The following is a 25462-nucleotide window of genomic DNA, read 5'->3' on the forward strand; positions in this document are numbered from 1 at the left end:
TCTAATCAATAGCCAGTCAAACCCCAATTAAAAACAAGAGTACTGCATTAACATACGTTGGTGCAGTATGTTGCTTACCTAATGCAATTTGATTCTAACCACTCGCATAGTTTCAATCTCGAAACCTGCAACGATATCGCAATCAACGTAATAGGTCATATTAACAAGCTTCCCTTTCAGGTTTTTGTATCTCTTTTTTCGCTTAAATTTGAACGGCGCATCGCACCCTTCAATCATCAACGTATGCAAAAACCAATTTTCATTATCTTCTCGATGAGTATGAGAGGTTACTTTCATTGCATCGGTATGAATCAAATCTTGATGCTTGCCTAATAATTTATCAACAGGTGATTTCATAATACGTATCTACTATTTAATGAATCGGCTTAAATGATAACAACTTAAAATATATTCTTCGTTCATAAACATGAGAAAAAGCATCTACAAAGCACTATTCGATCATGTTGTACACTCTATATTATCATATTTGAGACACGGAGAAGAGCCGCTGTGACTAGTATTAGGTTGTCCTTAGGTCTTGCACGAAGAAAGTATTAAGCCCGCATTCAGTGCGGGCTTTATTATTGCCAGAATAAAACATACCCCAGCCTCTTCCATTGTATTCATCAGATACACAAACAGAGAGCCTAAGCCCTCTGTTCTTTCTATCGTATATCGTTATTGCGATATCTATTTAGACACGTACTTAAGCATCGCATTAAAACGATAAGAAGATACCCGCAACGGTTGCACTCATTAAGTTTGATAATGTAGCAGCAAAAATCGCTTTAATGCCTAAACGAGCAATATCAGGACGACGGCTTGGTACAACGCCACCTAGCCCACCCATTAGCATTGCAATCGAGGTTAAATTAGCAAAGCCACACAGTGCAAAAGTAACAATCGCTTGTGAATGGGCACTTAGCTGATCTTTAACTTCCATTAAATCTGCAAAGGCAACAAATTCATTCACCGCAATTTTCTTACCAATCAAACTTGCAGCAACCATTGCTTCAGACCAAGGCACACCAATCAACCAAGCAACAGGGGCGAATAAGTAACCAAAGATAAGTTCTAGGCTAAAGTTGTCAATGCCAACCCAGTTGCCAATGTGGCCTAAACCACCGTTGATTAATGCGATTAAACTAATAATTGCCAGTAAACTTGCACCTACCGCCGCAGCAATTTGCAAACCACTCAGGGCACCACGCGAAGCGGCATCGATGATATTAACAGGCTCATCATCTTCTTCATCTGCCATTTGTGATTCTTCAGTAACCACTTCAGTTTGTGGCACTAAAATCTTTGCCATCATCAAACCAGCAGGGGCAGACATGAAGCTTGCAGCAATCAAATAGCTAATATCAACACCTAAGCCAGCGTAGCCAACCATTGTGCCACCAGCAACAGAGGCTAAACCACCTACCATCACTGCAAATAATTCAGAGCGGCTCATTTTCAATAAATAGGGACGAACAACAAGAGGGGCTTCAACTGAACCTACAAAAATATTAGCAGTAGCAGACATTGATTCAGTGCGGCTTGTACCAAGGAAACGCTGAAGTAACCCGCCTAAACCACTTATAACCCATCCCATCACACCTAAGTAATAAAGCACAGAGATAAGCGCAGAAAAGAACACAATAGTCGGCAGTACGTTAACAGCGAAGATAAAGCCCAATTTAAACTGTGCAAGTTCACCAAATAGGAATTCAGTACCCACTCGACCGTAGCCGATAATACCCGATACCGCATCAGATACACTGTTTAATACTTCACGGCCAACCGGTACATATAAAATAAAGCCTGCAAAAATGAGCTGGATGGAAAAAGCACCACCGACAGTTCGCAAGTTAATTGCTCGGCGATTTTCTGAAAATAATACGGCAACCGCAAATAGCGTAATGATACCTAATACACTGACCAAGTAATTCACGGCCATTCTCCACTGTTATTGTTTTAGTAAACGATTGCGGACGCATTCTATTGAAGTAACGAAATGTGACAAGGATCAAATTGTTATGCAAAATTACATGCGATTAACATTGACAGGGAGATTTGATGACTATTTGAGCAAAGCAAACGAAATCGGCAGGATTAGTTCTGTAGCGGGATACTATTGTCTTCACTGGTGACAATTGAGGGTGTTTTGAGAGTTTTATCACACAACCGCCCCTTTAAGAACGGTTATTTTTACAGCGATTAAAAGATACTTCGATCCCAGTAAGCTGGCTTTCCAATGTGGCTTCGTATGAAATCGATGAATACTTGCACCTTTTGTGGCAGGTATTTATGCCGAGGATAAACGGCATATAGCGGCATATATTGGGTCAAATCCCAATCAGGCATAAGGCGTATTAATTGTCCTTTCTGCAATTCATCTTTCAGTAAGTACGTGGCAAGGTAGCCAATACCATTACCCGTTAATGTTGCATCACGAATCGAATCTGCCGAGTCGACACGATAGTTCCCTTTTACTTTGATCTGATGGCTCTCTTCTTCTTTACGAAAGCTCCATACATTGTCTTTACGCTCTCGGCTAAAGTACGTAATACAATTATGCCCCTTCAGATCATTAGGGTGATAAGGCACACCATGTTTAGCAAGGTAGGCAGGGCTCGCCGCTAATACAAAATTACAATCGATAAGATGACGCGCAACAAAACCTTCAGGCGGTGAATCCATAAAACCAATCCATAGGTCGAGTTGTTCTGCGATTAAATCGACACGGTAATCAAACAGGCTCATTTCTAAATCGAGCTGTGGGTATAAATCATGGAACTCAGAAATAAAAGGGGCAATATGGTTAGAAGCAAAAGATTGAGCAATACCGACCCGTAATGCACCTTGCAAAGAATCCGTTTCAGACAGAAGCTCACTTTCCGCTTCATTGATTTCACCCACCACATTGGCGCAATGAACAGCAAAAGACCGCCCTGCTTCAGTTAACGCAAACGAACGCGTAGTACGCTGAACAAGTTGCACCCCTAGCCTTTCTTCTAGTTGCTGGATCTGTTTACTCACCTGAGTACGTGAAATATCAAGCAATTGCGCAGCTCGCGTAAAACTTTGTTGTTGTGTTAATGCGTTAAACACGACCATTTGTTGCGCTTTTTTTAGCATAAGGCCCCATACGCTATTTATTTATGAAGATCTGTTTTCATTAATAAAAAAGACCTGCATAAGCAGGCCTCTTTATAGTAACTATTGTAAGTCAGATTATACCCATCGGGATAAGTTAATGATCATCAATTTATTCAGAAAAATGACCAAATACTCATTTACGATGGTATTACAGCTTGAAGAAAGAAAGCTGTTGTTTCTGTTTTTCAGCTAATTCAGATAACTCATGGCTTGCAGCTGCACTTTGGCTAATACCAGCTACGTTTTGATTCACGATTTCAGACATGTTAGTGACGTTGCGGTTAATGTCTTGTGTTACCTGTGACTGTTGCTCTGCCGCTGTCGCCACTTGCGTATTCATATCGCTAATCTGAATAACAGATTCAGTGATACCAACAAGTGCATCATTCGCTTGATGCGCAAAACGCTGGTTTCGTTCTAACATTTCCAAGCTTGATTGCATGCTTTCATTGGCATTGCTTGATTGTGATTGTAACTCTTCAATAATCACTTGAATTTCTTGTGTCGACGTTTGTGTACGTGCAGCCAGCATACGTACTTCATCAGCAACAACCGCAAAGCCGCGACCCGATTCACCCGCACGCGCAGCTTCAATGGCTGCATTCAGTGCCAATAGGTTAGTTTGCTCTGAAATACTGCGAATTACTTCTACTACATTGCTGATTTGCTCTGATTGCTCTTTTAAACGCGTTACAACACCGGCAGCTTCCGACAAAGTTTGCGTCATTTGCGCACTTGCCGCATTACTTTGCTCAAAGATGTTCATGCCTTCTTTAGCTAGTTCATCGGTTTGTTTTGCCGTTGCATCCGCTGCTGTCGCATTATCGCTTACGTTATCTGCAGTACTTGATAATTCATTAACCGCAGAAGCAACCTGATCGATCTCGTTCAATTCAAGCTGCGCATTAGCTTCAGATTGAGTCATTACAGCTGCAAGCTCTGTCGATGCAGAAGCAACATCTTCACTAATCCGAATTAATGAATCGACGGTTGTGTGAAGTTGAATAACCGTTTTATTGATATCGCCACTAAGTTCGGCAAGCTCATTAGTACCATCTTGTTCAGCACGAACTTGAAGGTTACCTTGAGCCACATTACGCATAATCGCTTGCAGTTTTACAATAGGGTTAACAATTAAGCCTGATAACCACCATGCAACTATGATTGCAAATGCAAACGCTAGCATGATAGCAATCGTTGCCGTATTCATCAGGCTTTTATTATTTTGAGCACTTTGTTCCATGCTCGCCGTTGCGTACACATTTACGCGCTGAGACAAGGTATTGATCGTAGAGACCATTTTGTTGCCCACAACGCGGTACTGTGCAACAAAATTCGATTTTTCTTGTTCAGTTACATTGCCTTTATCAAATTCATTGAAAAGCGTAATTGCGCGGTTCGAGTAATTAATATAATCATTGATTGCCGATCTAACTGCATCAGAATCCGATTTAAACTCAGGTTGCTTATTAAGTGCTTGAAGACCATTAGTAATGTCTGTAGTAGCGGAACGTAATTCATTTTGGAAAACACTACGGCGCGACGCATCATAGATAGCATAAACAGCATCAATTCGTAGCGGATATACTTTGTCATCCACGTTTGCGAGTGCATCTTTGTACTCAACCAGTGAATTAGTATTAGCCATTATGGCTTGCTGCTCACCTTCAAGATTACTTTTCGTCACCCATAGTGATGTAAAAAGCACAACAATGATTAAGAATACAGGTAATAAAACCTGATAACGGATAGATACATTTTTTAAGGAAAAAGACATTGGAACCTCAAAAGAACTTTTTGCGCACCTATTCTTACAATGGGTACTTATAATAATGTGACGTGCATTATCACTACATAACCCCAAAAAAGATAGATCTAGATCACAAAAAAAACAATAATTCATTGTTTTCCAAAGAGTAAACGAGAACCTGGCGCCATTATTTTGACGGCGACGTCATTTATTCAACAAAAAGGATAAGCCCACCTTTTATATCAATTACTTCCTTTCGTTTAACAGCACTATCTCTATTCCTCTACGGTATTTATGACAATCGTCATATATGATTCAAACTTCTGAAACATAACTGTCATAAAGATCTCCTAATCTAGGCCTCGTTCATTCAAAACCTATTGGCAATTAAGCCAGCATGTAAAGGATTAGGAAAATGAAAACAAAGGTTATCGGTGCACTAGCTCTTGCAGGTTCAATGGCATTCAGTGCTGCTGCAGTTGCAAACGAAACTATCTCTGTTGTAGGTTCAAGTTCAGTTACACCATTAATGGAAGTGTTTGGTGAAACTTACAGCCAAGCACACTCTAATGTTTTTGTTGAAGTTCAAGGTCCAGGTTCATCAGCCGGTGTTCGTGCCGCAACCGATGGTTCTGCTGATTTGGGGATGAGTTCTCGTAATCTTAAAGATTCAGAGAAATCAGATGATTTAAAAGAAATCGTCGTTGCACGTGATGGTATCGCTGTTGTGGTTAACAACAAGAACCCAATCACTGACTTATCAAAAGAAGACGTAACGAAAATTTACAAAGGTGAAATCACTAACTGGAACCAAGTTGGCGGTGAAGATAAGCCAATCGTAGTGGTAACACGTGACACAGCATCAGGTACTCGCGGTGCTTTCGAAGACATCATGTCGCTGAAGAAAAAAATCAACGACATCAAAGTATCAGCTATCTCTCAGCGTGCTCAGGTTACAAGTGGTAACGGCCAGCTTAAAACAACAGTTGCTAACAACCCATTTGCAATCGGCTATATCTCTCTGGGTACTGTCGATGATTCACTAAAAGCACTATCAATCGACGGTCATGTACCTTCAGTTGCTGCTATCAAGTCTGGTGAATACCAAGTTCAGCGTCCTTTCCTTGTGCTTTACAAGGCAAGCAAAATTAACCCAGAAACTCAAGCTTTCTTAGATTGGTCTCTAACAACTGAAGCACAGAAACTTGTTTCAGCTAAAGGCTACATTGCAGTTAACTAAACCACTTTAATAACGCTTGGTTATTGCCAAGCGTTATTTTCTACCACAACGATATAGGTTTTTCCCTACAGCTATTTTGCTTGCTGTTACTTATTCATGAGTTTTAGAAATAGTGACGTTGTTGGTATTTGGAGTTATGAAATTATGACCATCGCAAACAGTATTGAGAAGACAGTTAAAGCTTCATCACTAAAATCAAAAAAAGTGATTGATTGGCGCGAACTGTTCTTCAAAAACCTTTTTATGCTAAGTGCCGCTATCGGTATTTTGTCTTTAATCACTATCGGTTATTTTATTTTTAGAGAAGGTTACGCGGCATTTGCACATGCTGGTGTAACAAACATCGTTCTAGGTACAGATTGGTTACCACCAGCACTGTTCGGTATTGCCCCAATGATCGTTGCATCATTAGTCTCTACCGCGGGCGCTGTTATTTTGGGTGTGCCTGTTGGTGTATTAACAGCAATCTTCATTGCTGAAGTGGCACCTAAACGCCTTGCAAACATTGTTCGCCCTTTAATTGAATTACTTGCAGGTATTCCATCGGTTGTTTACGGCTTCTTTGGTTTGGTTATTATTGTTCCGCTTATCCAAAGTGTCTTTAATGTACCTGCGGGTAACACTGTTCTAGCGGGTATTATCGTACTTGCGGTAATGATTTTACCGACTGTTATCACCGTATCTGAAACCTCGATTCGAGCTGTACCCCGCGTATATAAAGAAGGTTCTTTAGCGCTTGGGGCATCTCATATGTTCACTATATTCAAGCTTTTATTACCAGCAGCGCGCTCAGGTATCATGACTGGCGTGATTTTGGGTATAGCCCGTGCTTTAGGTGAAACGATGGCCATTATTATGGTTATGGGTAACTCACCAGCCATGCCTGAAGGCCTTCTCGATTCGGCGCGTACTCTTACAGCCAACATTGCGATTGAAATGTCTTACGCAACAGGCATTCACGCAAGTGCTTTATACGCGACTGGTATTGTTCTTCTTGTTTTCATCATGACGTTGAACGCCGCTTTACTGTACTTAAACCGTGAGCGTGCGAGGTAATTATTATGTCAGATACAATTAAACGCACTGTGTCTCTGAACACGAAAAACAAAGCGTCACAATTATTAAAAGATAAAATTTCACTCGGTGTTATTTGGTTATCTGCTGGTATTACAGTGGGTTTCCTTATGTGGGTTGTTTGGTACATTTTAAGCAATGGCTTAGCATTTGTAGACTGGTCATTCATTTCAAGTAACTACACAACAATTGGTGAAGAATCTGGCATTTGGCCAATGATTGTTGCCACGCTATACATGGTTGCAGCGTCGATTGCTGTTGCCGCACCACTGGGTATCATGACGGCGATTTACCTGACTGAATACGCAGCCGTGGGCAGTAAATGGGTTAAGGTTATTCGCTTTTGTACTGAATCATTAGCGGGTATTCCATCGATTATCTACGGCCTGTTCGGTATGACATTCTTTGTTGTTGTGCTTGGCTTTGGTTATTCGATTCTATCAGGAGCACTCACCCTTAGTATTTTGATTCTTCCTGTTATTATTCGTACAACAGAAGAAGCATTAATGGCAGTACCGCAAACTTACCGCGAAGGTTCGTATGCATTAGGTTCATCTAAAATTTACACCATCTGGAGGCTTATCTTACCTAGCGCTATGCCTGGTATCGTAACCTCTATCATCCTCAGCGTGGGTCGTGTTATCGGTGAATCAGCACCCGTATTCATGACCGCAGGTATGGTTGCACGTATTCCCGAGAGTGTTTTTGACTCGGGTCGTACGTTGACTGTTCACTTGTATAAATTAACGCAAGAGCTATACACCATTCATGAATGGCAACAAGCCTACGCAACGGCAACCGTTCTAATTGTGATAGTTCTGATTATTAACATGCTAACGAAACTGATTGCTAGCCGCTTCAATACTGCGACTTACTAATTTTTGAGGAAGATGAAGATGAACAAATTTAATATTGATAACCTAAACCTATTCTACGGCGAAAATCAGGCTCTTAAGCAAATCTGTCTACCGATACCAAACCGTCAGGTTACGGCATTAATTGGACCATCAGGTTGTGGTAAATCTACCCTACTTCGTTGCCTTAACCGTATGAACGACCTTATTGAAGGCGTTAAAATCGACGGTTTACTGTCAATCGATGGTGAAGATGTATACGGCAACATTGATGTAGCGCAGCTTCGTATTAAAGTTGGAATGGTTTTTCAGAAGCCAAACCCATTCCCAATGAGCATCTACGAGAACGTGGCTTATGGTTTGCGCGCTCAAGGCATTAAAGATAAAAAAGTATTAGATGGCGTAGTAGAAAAATCACTACGCGGCGCAGCACTGTGGGATGAAGTTAAAGATCGCCTTAAATCACATGCGTTCGGTCTTTCTGGTGGTCAGCAGCAGCGTTTATGTATTGCCCGTACTATTGCAATGGAGCCAGAGGTTATCCTTATGGATGAACCCACGTCAGCATTAGACCCTATTGCCACCAAGAAGATTGAAGATTTGATGGAATCTCTTAAGAAAGATTTCACCATTGTTATCGTTACGCACTCTATGCAGCAAGCACGTCGTATTTCAGACCGTACTGCATTCTTCCTAATGGGTGAATTAGTTGAACACGACGATACACATGCACTGTTTAGCAACCCACGCGACGATCGCACTCGTGGTTATGTAAACGGTGATTTCGGTTAACCCGTATTGTAAAAAATAATAAAAAGTGATGGTACTATTGCCTCCTTCTTGTAAGGGGGCTTTTTTGTTTATTGCCAATAGATTAAGATAAGTTCGAGAAGATAAAGAACGTATCAGCCCAAGAGGTTTTAGTTGGCCATCGATTTCCGATTGAACTGGCTGCGATTATTCCCAGTGGCGGTACCCGAGGCGCCCCTGTTAAGTTCAATGAATGAGGTAATACCCGCTTGCGAAATGTTTATGGATGCGGTGAATAGTGACACGGAAGTGCCGAAAAATCTGCAGTTTGAGTTCACATTGGTGAATAGAGAAGGCAAATAGCCCTCTTATAAGATGGGTTAGGTTGGATTTAAACTGACACTTTTTATTAACCGACTTTGGTGACGTCGGCCCGGCGCCATAGCAATGGTTGACTAACTATGGCTCGGTGATAAATTTAGCAATGTTGTTAGATAAAATCCTATCTATTAATAACGACTAAACTAACTTTTAGTTACATAAGTTAATTTGTATCGCACGGTCATCATCTGCAACTTTTAAATTGCGTATAACCGTTTTAAAAGATAAATCTGAGGCAACGGATTGAATTGAAAGATTGGTGTTACTAGTTCCATGATACACCTGAACAAGCGTACCATATGAATCATATTCCCATTTTAACACGAAACTATCCGACGAATCATTTTTAGGTCTAACATAATACTGTCTAGTATTATCGTCATATTTTAGTCTTTGATTCATATATGATGCATTCACTTGATTTCCAGAAGCTTCCACAAAGCAAGATACACCCCCATCGACAGCATCCCCCATAAAGTTATACGCTTTAAAGAAACCATCGCTAGTAATATAGGTTAAGTTTTCATCAACCAAACCATCATCCTGCTCAAAGTTTGCACTATATAACCTTTGATAAGTGAGTAGTCTATAGAGCTATAATCATACGTATCTTTGCCTATTTCAGTATTATCACTATCACCACAAGCAGTTAGCACGAGTGTAGGGATAAGTATAACCAACTGTTTTTTAAACATTTTTACTCTCCATTTTTTGAATGACAACATACAGAAATAAAATAGAATGTTCAAGATTGATACGCAGTATGAATACGTGTATTTGGGAACAAAAGTTTACTTTGTGCAATACTGCGTTCAGAGATGATGATATTTAAGTCAGTGCAGTTAAGGACTTTAACTTCAGTAAATTGAAATTTCACTCCCCCCCTCAAAACAACGCTAGCCCTTGCCCTACTTGGCTTCAAGCCTTAGTCACCACCACTTTATCGTGATCAACCAGATCATTAAAACAATGACAGAAAACACACCATACTCTTTATTTTCAATAAGGTAGATAAAGCCTGCATTCAAAAGACCAATCGAATATCGACCGGCTATGCGGATTTATACTGCAGTTGTAGTGACCCCGAATGTGGTCACTCTTTTGTGATGAACCTTAGCTTTTCGCATACTCTCAGCCCTTCAGCCAAGAACACCAACGAACTGGTTGTTGCTTTAGTTAATTCGATGCCACCAGAGAAAGCAAAACAGCTTCGTAGCCAACTCTCAATGTTTTAATTTTGGCAGCATTAAGCTGCCTTTTTATTTATCTTTCCTTACCCAATAATTAACGCTTGTTCATCCAATTGCTCTACAAGTGCTTTTAATCCTAACAGCACTTCAGGGGTAAAATGCTCTGCCTTATCTGCCAATACTAAACTCGCCAAATAAATACCTATCGCACTTTTGTTTTCATCCCCAGTATTCTGCACAACGCTATCGACAATGAATTCAATAGTTTCCATAAATTGTTCTTCATTTTTCATTAGTACAGCCAACCTCAAAAATAGCACTGTATGAATATACAGCACACCTGCCGTATGTGTAAAGTTTTCATAATGTTATCAATAAGCATCATTGATAGTGTTGATGTTCACACAGACAGCAGAAGGGGTGAAAGGTGTACTTAAAACAGAATTAGCTCAGTAACGTAAGGGGACAAAAAAAGGCTGCGTTTAGCAGCCTTGTAAATAAAAAGACTTTAAGCCTATTCTAATGAAGTAAGTAAATGCGTTACAGACGAAGAGTCACCACCCAAATCTTGAACTCCCCAAGTGACAACACTGCCATCCTCTTTCAAAGCTGCGAAGGCATTATTATTTGAAAAAATCATCTTCACACCACTTTTTAAGTCAGAAGCGACTAACGATGAATCCCCACCGTAGTAGGCTAAGCCCCAGGTAACTACGCTGCCGTCTTCTTTCAATGCAGCAAAGGCATACTCGTTTGAATAAATCGCCTTAACGCCACTAGACAGCTCTGAAGCCACTGAAGATAAGATATCGTAAAAATTGGCAGATCCCCAGGTTACAACGCTACCGTCTTCTTTTAGTGCAGCAAAGATATTAAGAGTGGCATACAAGCCCGTCACACCACTTGTAAGATCTGATGCCACTGAGGAGGGATCTCCACCGGCATCACTATCCCCCCAAACAACAACACTATTGTCATCTTTTAAAGCAGCAAAAGCATTTTCAGTCGAAACAATAGTATTCACTCCACTTGATAACTCGGTGGGAAATAGTGAAGGGTCATCACATTCCGAGCCACAGCCCCATCCCCATGAAATCACACTACCATTATCTTTTAAGGCTGCAAAACCTCCTACATCTGAGGTATAAACTTCTTTGACTCCACTCGTGAGGTTAGACTTTTGGTATGAGTTAGGCTCATAAATGTAACCCCACATTACCAAACCGCCATTGTATTTCAATGCAACAAAACCATTGTTTGATGGGTAGATTGATTTAATATCACTAATCAGCTCAGCAGCGACAGATGATGAATCTCCACCAGAATGTATCCCCCCCCAAGTAATGACACTACCGTCATTTTTTAATGCAGCAAATGCACCTTTGGAAGAATAGATCTCTTTAACACCACTTTCTAATGCAGATGAAACTGACGATAAATCGGCATAACCTTGGCTTATTCCCCAGACTACAACCCTTCCGTTGTCTTTCAGCGCGGCGTAATCACTATGAGGTGTAGCAAGAAGACGTTTGACGCCGCTAGTAAGGTCTGAAGCAACTGCTAAGTAACTTGGAATAGTCGCTCCTCTTCCCCATATTACCGAACTACCATCACTTTTTATGGCTGTAAATGTATTATAAGTTGAAAGGATAGTTTCTACACCTGTGGACAGTTCAGTATCAACATCTGATGAATCTCCACCAAAGTCACCTCTTCCCCACGTTACTACACTGCCATCTTCTTTAAGCGCAGTAAACGCTCCGCTCGTTGAGAAAATTGTTTTAATTTCTGCGGGGTTTAGCCGACTGATTGCTTTTTCGTAACCTTGACTTGCTGCCTTTTGGTACCAACTTCTGGCGATGTTGTTGTCTTTGGTAACTCCCAACCCTTTCTCATATAATATACCCAAGCCATAAAAGGCCGCAGGATAATTCTGCTCGGCTGCTTCTCGGTACCAAATCAACGCCTCTCTATAGTCGATACCGTAAAGCTTACCTTCTACATTCATATCAGCATATTTATTTTGAGCACGGGCTACTCCTTGTCTTGCTGCCTGATAATACCAAGAGTAGGCATTATAACGATCCTGATCCCGACCTTTTCCGTAATATAAAGCATCTGCAAAATAAACTTTCGCATAAGCATGATCCTGGTTCGCTGCTTTTTCAAACCAATCTGCAGCTAATTTATAATTTTGGGCGACTCCAAGACCATCTTTGTGCAATCGACCTAAATTATACTGAGCATACTCATTATCTTGCTTCGCTGATGCAAGGTAGAACTCTTTTGCTCTGGCATAGTCTCGTTCAACACCTAAGCCGTTTTCATACAAGACGCCTAAATTATTTTGTGATGCAGGATAATTTTGATCGGCGGACGCTTGATACCAATATACTGCTGTCTCATAATTTTGTTGCACCCCCACACCCTTTTCTGCCATCCAAGCCACTTTAAACTGGGCCCATTTGTCTCCTAATTCAGCCGCCTTTTCATAAAGGCCATATGCCTTTGTATATTTACCCTCGTTATATGCTTCATCAGCTGAAATAATGAAAGTATCAACCTTCGAAGCACTGTCACCTGAGTCGCCACCACCACCGCCACAGGCAACTAAAGAGACTAATAGAAAAATAAAGAAAACACTTCGAACTAAGTATTTCATGTGATATCGCTCCTTGAGCTAATTCTTATCCTAACCGACGTTTTTATAATTTGTTTGGAATTACAAAGTGAGATTTTGTTAAAACAACACCGCAACCGCTAATAAGGTGCTGATTATATTAGCCAAACATTGATTGTAAAGATAATTAGGCACGATGTATGGGCCACATCAATAATTGGTATATTTGCTGTCGCTTCTATTCATCACACATCATCACTCCCTCATATCAGCAGATACGGATCACCGGTATTAAAATACCGCTCGTATTGCTCAACCATTAACATGCTTCTAGATAATTCAGCTTCATGGTCAACCTGCTTTTCATGGCTGAATTGTTCATCATGTAAAACGCTTTGCCAGTAAGCGCGCTTTTCTTTAAATCGGTAATAACTATCGGCATATTCAACGTCTGCAGTTCGTTTGGCTTCGGCTACGGTTTGGCGATAGGTTTCATCTTCAGATCTAGATTCTATCGACCAGCCACGCGCCCCTGCCGACCAAAGCAGAAAATCCCACGTCATTTCTTCGGCATGTTCGCCATCGAATGACATACAAAATATATTTTTAGTCGTTGCGTACACGTTACGACTTTTTATTTTTTCACGATTAGACCGAATTTGATTTTCAAGACGAATAATTCTGCCTGTTAATTTATGAACAACGTCGTCCGGCTTTTTGGCTTGTTTGGCGATTGATTTCGCTTTTATGGTTTGTTCTAACTGTTTTTCAATACGTCGAATACTTCGGTTTAATGGTTTACGCCATTGCTCTAATTTATAACCACACTCTTTTATAATGGCTGCCATGTTGCCAGCTTCAAAACTGTCAACACATACCCATGCTGGGGCGCGGCTACACTGGGCAATATTGTAACGATTCCCTTTGATTAGCCCTTGGTCGGCATTTTCACCTTTTGCAGCATAGCCAACAGCTTTGATTAAGTAGGTTCCTGCGGCTTTGGGTTGTTTAATACGTTGTAAGTTAGCGAAGCCATTGCCCCATATTTTTTCAACACGCTTTGACCAGGTAGAAAATAACGGCTTAGGCACCGACCAGTTTAATAAAATATGAACATGGGGATTGGGTTCACCATCCTCATTCGCTGGGCATTCTGCTACCCAAATATAATGAAAGTCTGCAGGTTCTTGAGTCGGACCACATCACTGGCCTTGGTGTAGTCGGCTATGGATTTCCCTTCCAGATTGCAATATTCCGCACCGCTTTCAGAATCAATTTCAACTGTATAATTGGCTATCCAACCAAGGTGATACACTTTTTTAGCACCATCCAAAAAGCAAACTAACTAGCGTAGATTTCATCTAAATCAGGTAACAAAGGATCATGAGCAATATGGAAGAACTGTGCTTTCGCATTATCTAAAGCAAACCATTCGCCAGACATATCATTGATAATGTTCGGGAAGCCTTATGTGGCGGGGGTTATGAAAAGCGAGGTAATAATAGCGATGGTACTATTGCCTCCTTCTTGAAAGGGGGCTTTTTTTGTTTATTGGCAATAGATTAATATATATATACACTTAGCATACCCAATATTGGAAAGAACTTTGTAACCGTAACCTCTGCCTATAAATTTATTTATGGCAGCATAGACGTTACTCGCAAATGTAACTTTGTGTTGAAACTGTTAGTATGAAAGTATCAAAATGGATTGTTACATCGTCTCTTGCTTTCTATCGCATTATTTGTTTTAAAATTCATGTTTATGTTGGGTAAATACGTTAATTTTAATAGAGTTAAGTATCTTTACTACTGATGAAGCAAGAATGAAAAAGCTTATTTTAATCATTTGCTTGATGTTGCCATGCTTATCTTTTGCTAGTGGTAGTCAATTACATTTATCGAAAAGCCTCCAAGTAAACTATGATGCACCAAAATCTCTAGTGCATTCCGGTAATTTACTCATATTTAAGTATGACGATTGGTATTTTTCACATGAGTTAGTTGATGCGGCAAAGTATTATCATCCCGTTGATTTAACTGGCGTTGAAGTGGACTTTTTTCAATCGTTGTTCTTACTTGAAAAGAGGAAGCAACTGCCCGAATGGTTGAGTTTAATTTCATCTGAATTATCAAATTCATTTGGAATTAAAAATGACAACACAGATATGAAAAAATTAAATAAAACAACGGTTTTTGGCGTTTATTCTGACGAATATAAACAAGGTAATGTTTTTATTATAGGTGGCTCTCAAATTCATCATTTACACATTAATGGCTTGGAAGCTAATTATCAAAATGTTTTTAATTCTATTATGAGTAAATAAGATGAGTTTAACGGTTGCAGAAAAGTATAATTTACGAATATTTCTAGTTACAATTTATGGCCCTCAAGCTAATAACTGGCCATTAAATGATGAGGTGTTTAATCTCACATATAAGTTATTGTCTGAATCCAAGAAATGTTCTGATGTAATGGATTTAGTACCTAGACCTATGCCCATTGGTGCAAATCCAGCTAAGTGGTTAGCGAAAGAAGTTCGCAGCATGATCCTTAGAAAAATAAAAGAACGAAAAGGGCACTATGCCATATGCGTAAAATCTACCTCATTACGGATAAAAACCGAGTTTAACCTGAAAGCTGCAGGGCTTTAAACGCAAGTCTATATCCATTTTTCCCGTTGCTGGGTTGTAGGTTGCTTTAGTGAGTAGCAGTAATTCTTCTACAAACAGCTTGTGAGTTTTGCTGGCGCAAATGACTTTTCTACAAGTGATTATAAATAATAGCAGGTCATCATGATCTGCTTTTTTATGGCTGTCGATTCAATCAAGCTGATATTGTAAAACGACCGATTAAAGATTAAAAACCTTACGGTTAGCTTGAAAAATAACCTGATGCATCATGATATAGATCAATGAATGTGTAGGCCTTACCGAACATTAATGTACTACATTTAATACATTGATGCTCACCATCAAACAATATATCCACTTCATAGCAAAAAGCGCTTAATTTATGTCTATTCGAGGGTATAGATCATGTCTAAAGTAATAATATGCATACACGGAAGAGCTAACAAACCGGAACCAACCACATTAAATCAATGGTGGAAACAATCTATAAAAGAAGGACTTAAAAAAAATACTATTACAGAATTAGAGCACATCGATATCCATATGGCCTACTACGCAAATATTTACTATGCGGAAGTTGGTCCTGTTACTTATACACAAAATAAAGAGGTTTATGTTGAAGCAAAACAAGGTGCCATAAAGCCATACAAAAAAGGAATGTTTGACCGTTTAAGAAGTATATCTGAAAACTGGGTTGATACACCTATCGACGAGCTTGAAAAACACAGTGATTTATTATCAAAACTTGCTCGCTCAGTATCTAAGAAGCTTTTAGGTGATCTAGGTGAGTATTATTCAAATAGCAACAGACGTAACCAAACTAATGATAGGTTAAAAGACCTTCTTATCGAGCACCAACATGATGAGATTATATTAATATCTCACTCTATGGGTACGATAGTGGCATACGAAGTATTAAGAGAACTAGGTCGAGATAAAGAGCATCAAGGTTTTGTCTTAGATCATTTCATAACGATGGGCTCTCCTCTTGGTTTAACCGTCGTAAAAGGAAATGCCATAGGGAACCATAAAAACTTAAGAACACCATCTTGTGTAAAAGGTAGCTGGACAAATTTTTCAGATCCGCAAGATTTTGTTTGCCTAGATTCCCATCTGGCTGATGATTACTCTCCAAATAGCTTCTCGATAAAAGTTAAAGATGTAATGGTATGCAATGATTACCCTAATAATGAACACAAATCATATGGGTACCTGCGTACACCAGAATTTTCAACTCACTTAGCTTCATTGCTTTAATTGATAGAGAACTAGGGTGTGTTTCTGTGCCTATAAGAATTGCAATCGCCGAAACATCAACCAGCAAGGCTTTTACCATCTTCAACTGGGCTGCATTTAGGTGGCCCTTTCTTATCTTTCAGAACCAGTTACTAAACTGGTAAATTCCTACATATCCTAGCCGAATCGGGACATACTATCTTAGGAAAAATGCTACTCTCAAGGTCGCAAGGGTAAACGCATTCGTAAAACGTTTTCGACCAAAGGGGAAGCCATCGCCTTTGAACTGCATATAATGAAAGAAGTGGACGATAAGCCTTGTGCTGCATAGATTACTGTATGAGTGGGGGAATAGAACAATGTATAAATAACTACTCATTAAGATTTTTTCTTATTTTTACGACAGATTAGATGATTCCCTCTCTCTTTTTACGCATTCCTGACATTCAATATTTTTTATTTATCTAGACTGTTTACAATAGTAAAAAACACTGTTGTTATACATCGACAGTTATATCTCAATATATAGACAAGTTTGTAAGGGAGACATCAAGATATGCCGAAATCTAAAGAAATCACCCAAGTACAGGCTTGGATAAAGTTGTTGAATACACTTGAAACAACCCCACGGTTAATCGGTGTGCTCACGTCACCGCTATCATTGACGAAATGTTTTATGGCGAAGTTACAAAAAAATGACTTAATGTCATTCTCTCACACCTCTCACTTAGATATACAGTTGCTAGCAGAAACGATCGCAGCTTCTGCCTGTGATACGCTTATATGCGATCGTGAAAATTATCCATTATTACAACCGATTTTATTACTTCAACGCCAACCTATGACTATCATTCTAAACCAAGAATGCTGGTCTCCGGATTGGTGCTGGCAATACCCGCAACATCACTTCTTATGCCAACAAGATTTGGTGTAAGTTATATACCCAAGCCACTGCCTTCTACGATAGACCCTGCTCACATTTTAAAAATGCATCCTTTTGCCCGTTAGAAATTATTACTAAAGCCGCTAATTTGGCGGCTATAGTTGTTTATAAGAAAAAATGAACGATGATTGACGTTCAATTTAAATTCTTTCTTTTTTTAATCAACCTCAGTTTGTAGGAGTATCATTGAAATGCGTGTATTGGCTTTCTTATGCGTTTTTATATCATCGTTCTGTTTCGCACAAGCCGAAACCCCGTCGCCTCAAATTGAAGTAGTATCGCCTCAAATCGAAAAACTCAATAAATTAGATAGCGAAATTTTACAGCTTGTTACCGAAGCCTCAACCATGACGGGATCGGCCAAAGATGTCGTTAACTTGCAGCTTTTAAATAAAAATAATGATCTTCGAGACGTTATAGAAAACTTAATATCAAATAGAACAGAAGAAACTCAACCACTTCTACTAAAGCATGTTCACCAACAGGTTACTTTCATTTCTGAAGCTTCGGCTTTCTTTTTAAAGAAAATCGAAGAAGGCGAAGCAACATTAGATAAAGCCAGTAATGAAGAGAAACTCATTGCACAAAAAAAACTTGATGAAGCTCGACGATTTTCAACCCGCTTATTAGGTGAGCAATGGGTTAACTATCAATGGTTAAAGCTACTGGGCGAAGAATCACCTGAAAAAGTGCAAGCATTAATCGATGATATCGATCATCGCCTAGAGTTTATGTCTGCATCTTTAACGTTCGATAGCCAACAAGAAGAAGTTTTAGCCAAGCAGTTAAAATCGGCATCTGAAGGTGAAAAATCTTCGGTACAATTATTACATTTACTCGCCCAACGAAAAGTAGCGAGTGATACCGATAGCTTGCAGTTTTTAGTTCAGCTAGCGGATAAGATGAAGCTTGATACTTCAAAATATAAGCAACAACTATTTGAATCTACAGGTAATCTAACCAATGATTTGTTGAATGCAAAAGTCATCATGTCGATTATAGCAACATGGACTAGCGGCATTACATTGTGGATTTATCAAAATGCACCACAGATATTATTTAAGATCCTTATTTTTGTCGCCATTATTTTTGTGTTCCGTTTACTAAAAAAACTCACCCGTAAAATGGTTAAACGTGCAGTATCGTCTCCCAATTTAAAATTATCTCAACTCATGCAAGAATTCTTTATCTCAATGTCTGGTAAAGGCGTGTTCTTCATTGGTTTGCTAATTGCGTTATCTCAAGTCGGCTTGAATCTTGCCCCGATTCTTACCGGTTTCGGTGTTGCAGGTGTGATTATTGGTTTTGCATTGCAAGATACCCTATCAAATTTCGCGTCAGGCATGATGCTACTTATCTATCGTCCATTTGATGTCGGTGATTTTGTAGAAGCTGGTAGTGTATCGGGTAAGGTTAGCCATATGAGCCTAGTTAATACCACAATCAAAACCTTTGATAACCAAATTATTATTGTACCTAACAGCAAAATCTGGGGCGATATTATCAAGAACGTTACCCATGAGCGTGTTCGTCGGGTTGATATGGTTTTCGGTATTGGTTATAGCGACGATGTTGAACTGGCAGAAAAGGTATTAAATGACATTATCGATGATCACCCGATGGTGCTACGTCAACCAGAGAAAACAATTAAGCTACATACGTTAAATACATCGTCTGTTGATTTTATTGTTCGCCCTTGGGTAAAAACAGAAGATTACTGGGATGTGTATTGGGATGTAACCCGTGAAGTAAAAATGCGATTCGACCGCGAAGGCTTGTCGATTCCATTCCCGCAACAAGATGTACATTTGCACATGATCGACAAAAAAGCGTAACTATACCCAAGTAACCTCTAATCAAGGGCGAATCTAACTGTTCGCCCTTATTATATCCAATACTGCAATTATCCTGCTTTAAATATAACAATTATCAATCATTCTTCCGTTCAAAAAAAATAGAAATAACGCCATTTACTTTCAATTAATGACCATTCTTTAAATAGTTATAAAAAAGCATTTAAGATATGACACCGTTCTAACACTGCTCATTATTTTCTTTGTGATAATAGTTTTAAGTATTAGGATTATACCCAACTTACCTTATTTTTGTTCTCGTTAGTGTATGTTCAGCATTTAGCCAATATAATGACGACAATTATTTCTAGGATACATACAATGAAAAAGCGTTTACTAGCAGTTTTAGCACTACCTATCATTCTTGCAGCATGTGCAAACAACGACTCTGAGGCAACGAAAGTGGCATCTGAAGGTGATCTTGTTAATAACAACTGGGTGCTAACTCAAGTAGATAGTAAAGCACTTGATCTTCCTGAACCGTTCAAGGCACCAAACCTTGAATTAACTGATGGTTTAGGCGCGAATGGTCACTCTGGTTGTAATCGTTACTTCGGTCAAGCTGAGCTTAAAGATGGCAAACTACGCATCGAAAAGATGGGGATGACGATGATGGCATGTCCTGAACCAGCAATGACGATGGAACAAACAATGACTAAAGCATTAAGTGACTGGAGCGACGTAAACGTTTCTGGCAACCTAATGACGTTAACTAATGCTAGCCACACGCTAACGTTTGAGCGTAACAGCATTAAATAAACCCTTCATTCAGGCTCAAAAAATGATTTGAGAAAAACTGAACGAAAGATAAAAAAAGACGAGTACTGCTATTTATATTAAGCAGCCTCGTCTTTTTTATACCTGATATTTACGGTTTAAAAGCTAGAAATATCTTTTCAGTCCCTTTCAATGTTTGGCTTTAAACCGCTTTTGCCTGCCACTGTTCACGTAATTTCTTCGTCGCTTCTACCATGCTACGCAGTGCGGCTTCTGTTTCTTCCCAGTTACGTGTTTTTAGTCCGCAATCAGGGTTTATCCATAAGCGTTCAATTGGGATAAGTGTTTCAGCTTTTTCTACTAAGTGAACAATTTGCTCAATCGATGGGATGTTTGGCGAGTGAATATCGTAAACGCCGGGTCCAATTTCGTTCGGGTAATCAAATTCTTCAAAGGCTTTTAGCAATTCCATATCTGAACGTGATGTTTCGATAGTAATCACATCGGCATCCAATGCGGCGACTGATTTGATGATGTGATTAAATTCGCTGTAACACATGTGAGTATGAATTTGTGTTTGTGGCTCTGCACTTGCTGCTGAAATCTTGAATGCATTCACCGCCCAATCAAGATACGCCTGCCACTGGCTTTCTTTTAGTGGTAAACCTTCACGAATTGCTGGCTCATCAATCTGAATAATCTTTATGCCTGCCGCTTGCAGATCTGACACTTCATCACGCAATGCCAAAGCAATTTGATTCGCGATACCTTCACGAGGCAGATCTTCACGTGGGAATGTCCAACCCAGAATGGTGACAGGGCCTGTAAGCATACCTTTTACTAACTTGTCAGTTAACGATTGTGCGTATGTCGCCCACTCTACTGTCATTGGTTTTGCACGGTAAATATCAGAAACAATAACCGCAGGCTTAACACAACGAGAGCCATAGCTCTGTACCCAACCAAATCGAGTTACCGCAAAACCTTCCAGCAATTCTGCAAAGTATTCCACCATGTCGTTACGTTCTGCTTCACCGTGTACAAACACATCGAGATCTAAATCTTCTTGGCGCAGAATGGCATCAGCGATGTGCCCTTTTAACGCAGTGTTGTAGCCAGACTCACTAAGAAGACCAGCTTTAAAATCGCGACGTTGGGTACGAATTTCATTGGTTTGAGGGAAAGAACCAATGGTCGTTGTCGGTAATAGCGGTAAATTAAGCGCTGCACGTTGTTGGCGAGTACGTTCTGCATACGGTGCTTTACGCGCGGCTAACGCGGCTGTTATTGCATTGGTGCGCTGGCGAACATCTGGATTATTAACTAATGCGCTGGTTGCACGTGCTTTGATCGGCGCACTGTATTTTGCACATTCTTGTATCGCAATATCATTACCGTCTAGCGCTTGTGCCACTAAAGAAATTTCACGGCATTTTTGCTTCGCAAAAGACAACCACTGACGCACTTCTGGTGATAAATCGGTTTCAAGGTCTAAATCGATTGGGCTATGAAGCAATGAACATGAACTACCAACCCATAATCGCTGCCCTAACTTCGCTTTCACTGGCAGCAATACGTCTAGCACATGCGATAAATCAGCACGCCACACGTTGCGGCCATTCACCACACCCGCCGATAATACCCAGTTTTCTGGCAGTGCATCTACCACTGCATTTAACTGTTCTGGTGCTGCAGATAAGTCGACGTGCAAACCGTCGATGTTCAACTCTACAATCCTATCAAGGTGATGCGTTATATTATCGAAGTACGTGGTTAGCAATAGCTTGGTGTTACCATTCAGTACTTGGTAAGCCAACTTAAATGATTCAGCCCATGGCTTAGGCAATTCTAGCGCAAGTACTGGTTCATCAATCTGAACCCACTCCACCCCTAATGCCTCTAATTTACTTAAAATTTGCTGATAGGCTGCCAATAAACGCGGAAGAAGAGATAAACGATCAAAGCCTTCTTCCTTTTCTTTACCTAACCATAAATAAGATACAGGGCCTAGAAGAACAGGCTTAACCTTATGCCCAGCTTTTTTTGCTTCAGCAACTTCTTCAAACAGTTGCTGCCAACTAACATTGAACTGATCGTCTTCAGTGAACTCTGGAACGATATAGTGGTAGTTAGTATTGAACCATTTAGTCATATCAGATGCTGCACACGAGCAGCCTATTGGTGCTTTACCACGGGCAATGCGGAATAATGTATCTAAATCAGGAAAGCCATTATCATGACGCTTAGGGATGTGACCTAACAGCATGCTGGTATTGAGTACGTGATCGTACCAAGCAAAATCACCAACAGACACATAATCTAACCCGGCACCCACTTGATCGCCCCAGTGGCGATGGCGCAATAAGCTGCCCACTTCTTTTAATTCATTTTGCTCAATCTCACCGCGCCAATATTTTTCTTGTGCGAATTTTAATTCTCGTTGTGAGCCTACTCGTGGATAACCGAGGATGTGCGTTACTGTTTTGAACTCTGTTGTTATTGTCATAGTCTTTCCCTGCTGAGTCTTTAGCGGTATGGATGGCTAAACAATGACGCAAGAAATCATTATGAACAACATCGAATTATTCAGAATGGTTATGAAGAAAACTAATAATCAATATGTTAGCGGAATATTAGGTGTTCTTATGCGTTGCTATAAATAAACCCAACACCTGAATAGACGTCTAGATGTTTACACATCCATATTTAACAGGTACATTAAATATATTCATGTAATACACAGGGACGTTAGTAAACTTCATGATAGAAATTAAGCACCTAAGAACCCTATCCGTTCTTCGCGATACAGGTTCGCTAACAGCAACTGCAAATACCTTATGCCTTACACAATCGGCACTGTCACACCAATTAAAAGATTTAGAGCAGCGGATCGGTGGTCAGCTTTTTCTACGTAAAACGCGCCCTGTTAAATTCACATCTGAAGGTGAAATATTACTTCGCCTCGCCAATGATATATTACCGCGCTTAGCCAAGGCTGAGCATGAATTAGCCAGCCTTAAAGAAGATATAAACGGACGCTTGCACATGGCTATTGAATGCCATTCTTGCTTTCAGTGGTTAATGCCGGCATTGAAAGAGTATCAAGTGCATTGGCCTTCTGTGACGTTGGATTTTTCTTCTGGTTTTGGCTTTGAACCTATACCTGCGCTCGCTGCTGGTGAGTTAGATTTAGTTATCACGTCTGATATTCAGCAACGCAACGAGATACATTACGAGCCTTTATTTGATTTTGAGATGCGTTTAGTCGTATCGCCCCAATCGCCACTAGCAGATAAAGCAGTGATTGAACCTGAAGACTTACTTGAACATACAATGTTGAGTTATCCGGTACAAAAGAATCGATTAGATGTGGTGAAGCACTTTCTACAGCCCGCGGGCATTGAACCCAAAGCTTGGAAGCAAGCCGATAACACATTAATGCTGGTGCAAATGGTCTCGGCAGGTCTAGGTGTCGCAGCCCTACCAAACTGGGCAATTCATGATTTCGCTCGCCAAGGGTTAATTGTTAGCAAGCCACTAGGTAAAGGGCTATGGCGTCGTTTATTTGCAGCTGTTCGCGCTTCCGAGCAAGATCGCCATTACCTAAAAGCTTTTTTTGCGACAGCCAGACAGCAATGCCAAACACACTTAGAAGGCATTAAAGCCGCTTAAAAGATAACTACAGCAAATTAATACAAAAACGACCCAATAAGAGTCGTTTTTTATATGAACAAGCTATTTCTAAGCACTAGGTTATCGAAATTGATTAGAAAGCGGATCATAGTGAAAGCCATGCTCATCCATTTTTTCAATGAGTTCAGCTTCATCTAATTCATAGCGGCTTACCAGCTCTGAAACACTGCCGCACTCTAACCTAAGCTTTTCATTTATAATACTAAAAACAATATTACCGTCCATTCTAAGCAAGTTATTGATTTCCATACTGCCTCCCACTTTAAGCACTATATATTGGGTTCCTTTTACAATAATAGACCTAGCACTGAAGGCTGATACAAAAAAAAGCGCCCTTAAAAAAGAGGCGCTTTTAGCTCTATACCAATTTAAATCACATATAAATACCAATCTAGACAAGTACCTGATCATTCTTACTGGTTTAAATTGCTTATAACTACGTTATAAATTTTATAATTAGAATAACTAGTTACTTCAATTTATACCTTGTTATTATCAATTTTTCCTGCGCAATTATCTGACCATTTACTTATCCAGAATGGTATAACGCATCAAAAGATGGCTAATTGCATCGAACCAGACAGCACCAATAATGCCGATGCACCCAGCAACTGCCAACGATTAACAGTGCGACTTAATAAAAGATGGCCAGCCCACACTAACAACGCAATCAACATAAGTACTAAAGCGCCTATTATGCTTGTTGTCATTCCACTTATCGTTGCTTCATCAATACGTCCTAATTGCCAAAGCATGAACAGAATCGAGGCAATTGCGCTGCCAAAACCCACAAAGGGTAAAATACGGTGGAATGCTTGAAGGCGAGTTCTCGCTTGAGTCAGTAATAAGTGCGCTAATAGGCTACCAAACAACGCTATCGCCATAAAGCTCATGCCCACTTGAGGCAATGTCATCGTAGGTATCAGCATTAACCAGCTAATTGCAGCCAACATGTTCGAGGCCATCAAAATCTTAATAGGACCCGCATCACGCGTTTTACCTGTTTTCACTTTAAACGTGAAAAAAGCCAAAGTGAGCAACGGCAATACTGCTAACGGTTGAGTCGCTACACATAAAAGCCAGCCAGCAAGAATGATCGGAAGTGTTTTATGCACTCGCCCACGTTGACCAGGGCAAATCTCACCTTTAGTCAACACCAGTGTCAGAATACATTGTGCCCCTAGTAAAGCAGGGATAAGAAACATTAAGTAGCCAGTGAACATGATCATTCTGTCTCAGAAAAATGGAGGTTGATTATACCAACTTGTATCGGTATGTGAATGCATCAATATTTTCTGTCGTTATCAAGCATTTTTATTTTTTAGATACAAATAAAGCACATCTTTATTATTAGCTGGCATTTCTTGAACAAAGATCACAGTTT

Annotated in this window: 23 protein-coding genes and 2 pseudogenes; 14 read left to right on the forward strand and 11 right to left on the reverse strand. The window is 40.0% G+C overall.

Annotated elements, in window-relative coordinates:
* Positions 1-78: 78 nt before the first annotated feature.
* From C9J47_RS06930 to C9J47_RS06945, 4 genes are all read right to left on the reverse strand, one after another.
* Entirely contained in the window at positions 79-357 is a 279-nt protein-coding gene (locus C9J47_RS06930) for a hypothetical protein (RefSeq protein WP_107243988.1), read from the reverse strand.
* 361 nt (positions 358-718) lie between these two features.
* Positions 719-1936 carry a NupC/NupG family nucleoside CNT transporter gene (locus C9J47_RS06935; protein WP_036803348.1) on the reverse strand — a complete coding sequence of 406 codons (1218 nt, stop codon included), beginning with the start codon at positions 1934-1936 and terminating at the stop codon, positions 719-721.
* 266 nt (positions 1937-2202) lie between these two features.
* Positions 2203-3123, reverse strand: a complete 921-nt coding sequence (locus C9J47_RS06940) for a LysR family transcriptional regulator (RefSeq protein WP_107252869.1) — start codon at positions 3121-3123, stop codon at positions 2203-2205.
* A gap of 169 nt (positions 3124-3292) precedes the next feature.
* Positions 3293-4921 (reverse strand): methyl-accepting chemotaxis protein, encoded by a 1629-nt coding sequence (locus C9J47_RS06945; RefSeq protein WP_107252870.1) that lies wholly within the window; start codon positions 4919-4921, stop codon positions 3293-3295.
* Between the two features lie 388 nt (positions 4922-5309).
* Here C9J47_RS06945 and C9J47_RS06950 point away from each other — a divergent pair, with 388 nt between their 5' ends.
* The 5 genes and pseudogenes from C9J47_RS06950 to C9J47_RS27510 all read left to right on the forward strand — a co-directional run.
* On the forward strand, positions 5310-6134 hold the full coding sequence (locus C9J47_RS06950; protein WP_107252871.1) for a phosphate ABC transporter substrate-binding protein: 825 nt from the start codon (positions 5310-5312) through the stop codon (positions 6132-6134).
* 144 nt (positions 6135-6278) lie between these two features.
* Complete coding sequence (gene pstC, locus C9J47_RS06955; protein WP_036803347.1) at positions 6279-7190, forward strand: phosphate ABC transporter permease subunit PstC; 912 nt, start codon at positions 6279-6281, stop codon at positions 7188-7190.
* A 5-nt stretch (positions 7191-7195) separates the two neighbouring features.
* The gene (pstA, locus tag C9J47_RS06960; protein WP_107252872.1) at positions 7196-8086 is read left to right on the forward strand and encodes a phosphate ABC transporter permease PstA; all 891 of its coding nucleotides are present in this window, start codon (positions 7196-7198) and stop codon (positions 8084-8086) included.
* Positions 8087-8104: 18 nt separating this feature from the next.
* Positions 8105-8854 (forward strand): phosphate ABC transporter ATP-binding protein PstB, encoded by a 750-nt coding sequence (gene pstB, locus C9J47_RS06965; RefSeq protein ID WP_006231485.1) that lies wholly within the window; start codon positions 8105-8107, stop codon positions 8852-8854.
* A gap of 86 nt (positions 8855-8940) precedes the next feature.
* Positions 8941-9175, forward strand: a pseudogene (locus C9J47_RS27510) (phage portal protein); the annotation flags it as partial.
* Positions 9176-9343: 168 nt separating this feature from the next.
* On the opposite strand, the gene C9J47_RS06975 reads toward C9J47_RS27510, so the two are convergent.
* Positions 9344-9727: a hypothetical protein gene (locus C9J47_RS06975; protein WP_107252873.1), complete on the reverse strand. Its 384-nt coding sequence runs from the start codon at positions 9725-9727 to the stop codon at positions 9344-9346.
* 452 nt (positions 9728-10179) lie between these two features.
* Between C9J47_RS06975 and C9J47_RS06985 the strand changes: the two genes are divergently transcribed.
* A complete protein-coding gene (locus C9J47_RS06985; protein WP_107252875.1) occupies positions 10180-10428 on the forward strand; it encodes an ogr/Delta-like zinc finger family protein in 249 nt (82 codons plus the stop codon).
* Between the two features lie 38 nt (positions 10429-10466).
* Here the strand turns inward: C9J47_RS06985 and C9J47_RS06990 are convergent, their stop codons facing one another.
* The 3 genes from C9J47_RS06990 to C9J47_RS07000 form a co-directional block, all read right to left on the reverse strand.
* Positions 10467-10676 carry a hypothetical protein gene (locus tag C9J47_RS06990; protein WP_107252876.1) on the reverse strand — a complete coding sequence of 70 codons (210 nt, stop codon included), beginning with the start codon at positions 10674-10676 and terminating at the stop codon, positions 10467-10469.
* A 221-nt stretch (positions 10677-10897) separates the two neighbouring features.
* Entirely contained in the window at positions 10898-13045 is a 2148-nt protein-coding gene (locus C9J47_RS06995; protein ID WP_107252877.1) for an SEL1-like repeat protein, read from the reverse strand.
* Positions 13046-13266: 221 nt separating this feature from the next.
* Positions 13267-14094, reverse strand: coding sequence for a hypothetical protein (locus tag C9J47_RS07000; RefSeq protein ID WP_107252878.1), 828 nt, complete (start codon positions 14092-14094; stop codon positions 13267-13269).
* Positions 14095-14828: 734 nt separating this feature from the next.
* Here C9J47_RS07000 and C9J47_RS07005 point away from each other — a divergent pair.
* From C9J47_RS07005 to C9J47_RS07035, 7 genes and pseudogenes are all read left to right on the forward strand, one after another.
* The gene (locus C9J47_RS07005) at positions 14829-15329 is read left to right on the forward strand and encodes a hypothetical protein (RefSeq protein WP_107252879.1); all 501 of its coding nucleotides are present in this window, start codon (positions 14829-14831) and stop codon (positions 15327-15329) included.
* 1 nt (position 15330) lies between these two features.
* Entirely contained in the window at positions 15331-15657 is a 327-nt protein-coding gene (locus tag C9J47_RS07010) for a hypothetical protein (RefSeq protein WP_107252880.1), read from the forward strand.
* A 384-nt stretch (positions 15658-16041) separates the two neighbouring features.
* Entirely contained in the window at positions 16042-16893 is an 852-nt protein-coding gene (locus C9J47_RS07015) for an esterase/lipase family protein (protein ID WP_107252881.1), read from the forward strand.
* 187 nt (positions 16894-17080) lie between these two features.
* A pseudogene (locus C9J47_RS27305) lies at positions 17081-17191 on the forward strand (site-specific integrase); the annotation flags it as partial.
* Positions 17192-17428: 237 nt separating this feature from the next.
* The gene (locus C9J47_RS07025) at positions 17429-17806 is read left to right on the forward strand and encodes a hypothetical protein (RefSeq protein ID WP_107252882.1); all 378 of its coding nucleotides are present in this window, start codon (positions 17429-17431) and stop codon (positions 17804-17806) included.
* 200 nt (positions 17807-18006) lie between these two features.
* The gene (locus tag C9J47_RS07030) at positions 18007-19650 is read left to right on the forward strand and encodes a mechanosensitive ion channel family protein (protein WP_107252883.1); all 1644 of its coding nucleotides are present in this window, start codon (positions 18007-18009) and stop codon (positions 19648-19650) included.
* A 339-nt stretch (positions 19651-19989) separates the two neighbouring features.
* Positions 19990-20427 (forward strand): META domain-containing protein, encoded by a 438-nt coding sequence (locus C9J47_RS07035; RefSeq protein ID WP_107252884.1) that lies wholly within the window; start codon positions 19990-19992, stop codon positions 20425-20427.
* Positions 20428-20587: 160 nt separating this feature from the next.
* Here the strand turns inward: C9J47_RS07035 and metE are convergent, their stop codons facing one another.
* Positions 20588-22891 (reverse strand): 5-methyltetrahydropteroyltriglutamate--homocysteine S-methyltransferase, encoded by a 2304-nt coding sequence (gene metE, locus C9J47_RS07040; RefSeq protein WP_107252885.1) that lies wholly within the window; start codon positions 22889-22891, stop codon positions 20588-20590.
* Positions 22892-23145: 254 nt separating this feature from the next.
* On the opposite strand from metE, the gene metR reads away from it, so the two are divergent.
* Positions 23146-24057, forward strand: a complete 912-nt coding sequence (gene metR / locus C9J47_RS07045; RefSeq protein WP_107252886.1) for an HTH-type transcriptional regulator MetR — start codon at positions 23146-23148, stop codon at positions 24055-24057.
* Positions 24058-24138: 81 nt separating this feature from the next.
* Here metR and C9J47_RS07050 read toward each other — a convergent pair whose 3' ends face one another.
* On the reverse strand, positions 24139-24327 hold the full coding sequence (locus tag C9J47_RS07050) for a DUF4250 domain-containing protein (protein WP_036803578.1): 189 nt from the start codon (positions 24325-24327) through the stop codon (positions 24139-24141).
* Positions 24328-24629: 302 nt separating this feature from the next.
* Positions 24630-25307, reverse strand: coding sequence for a hypothetical protein (locus C9J47_RS07055; RefSeq protein ID WP_245903356.1), 678 nt, complete (start codon positions 25305-25307; stop codon positions 24630-24632).
* Between the last annotated feature and the right edge of the window lie 155 nt (positions 25308-25462).

Source organism: Photobacterium indicum, assembly GCF_003026215.1.
Lineage (GTDB): Bacteria > Pseudomonadota > Gammaproteobacteria > Enterobacterales > Vibrionaceae > Photobacterium > Photobacterium indicum.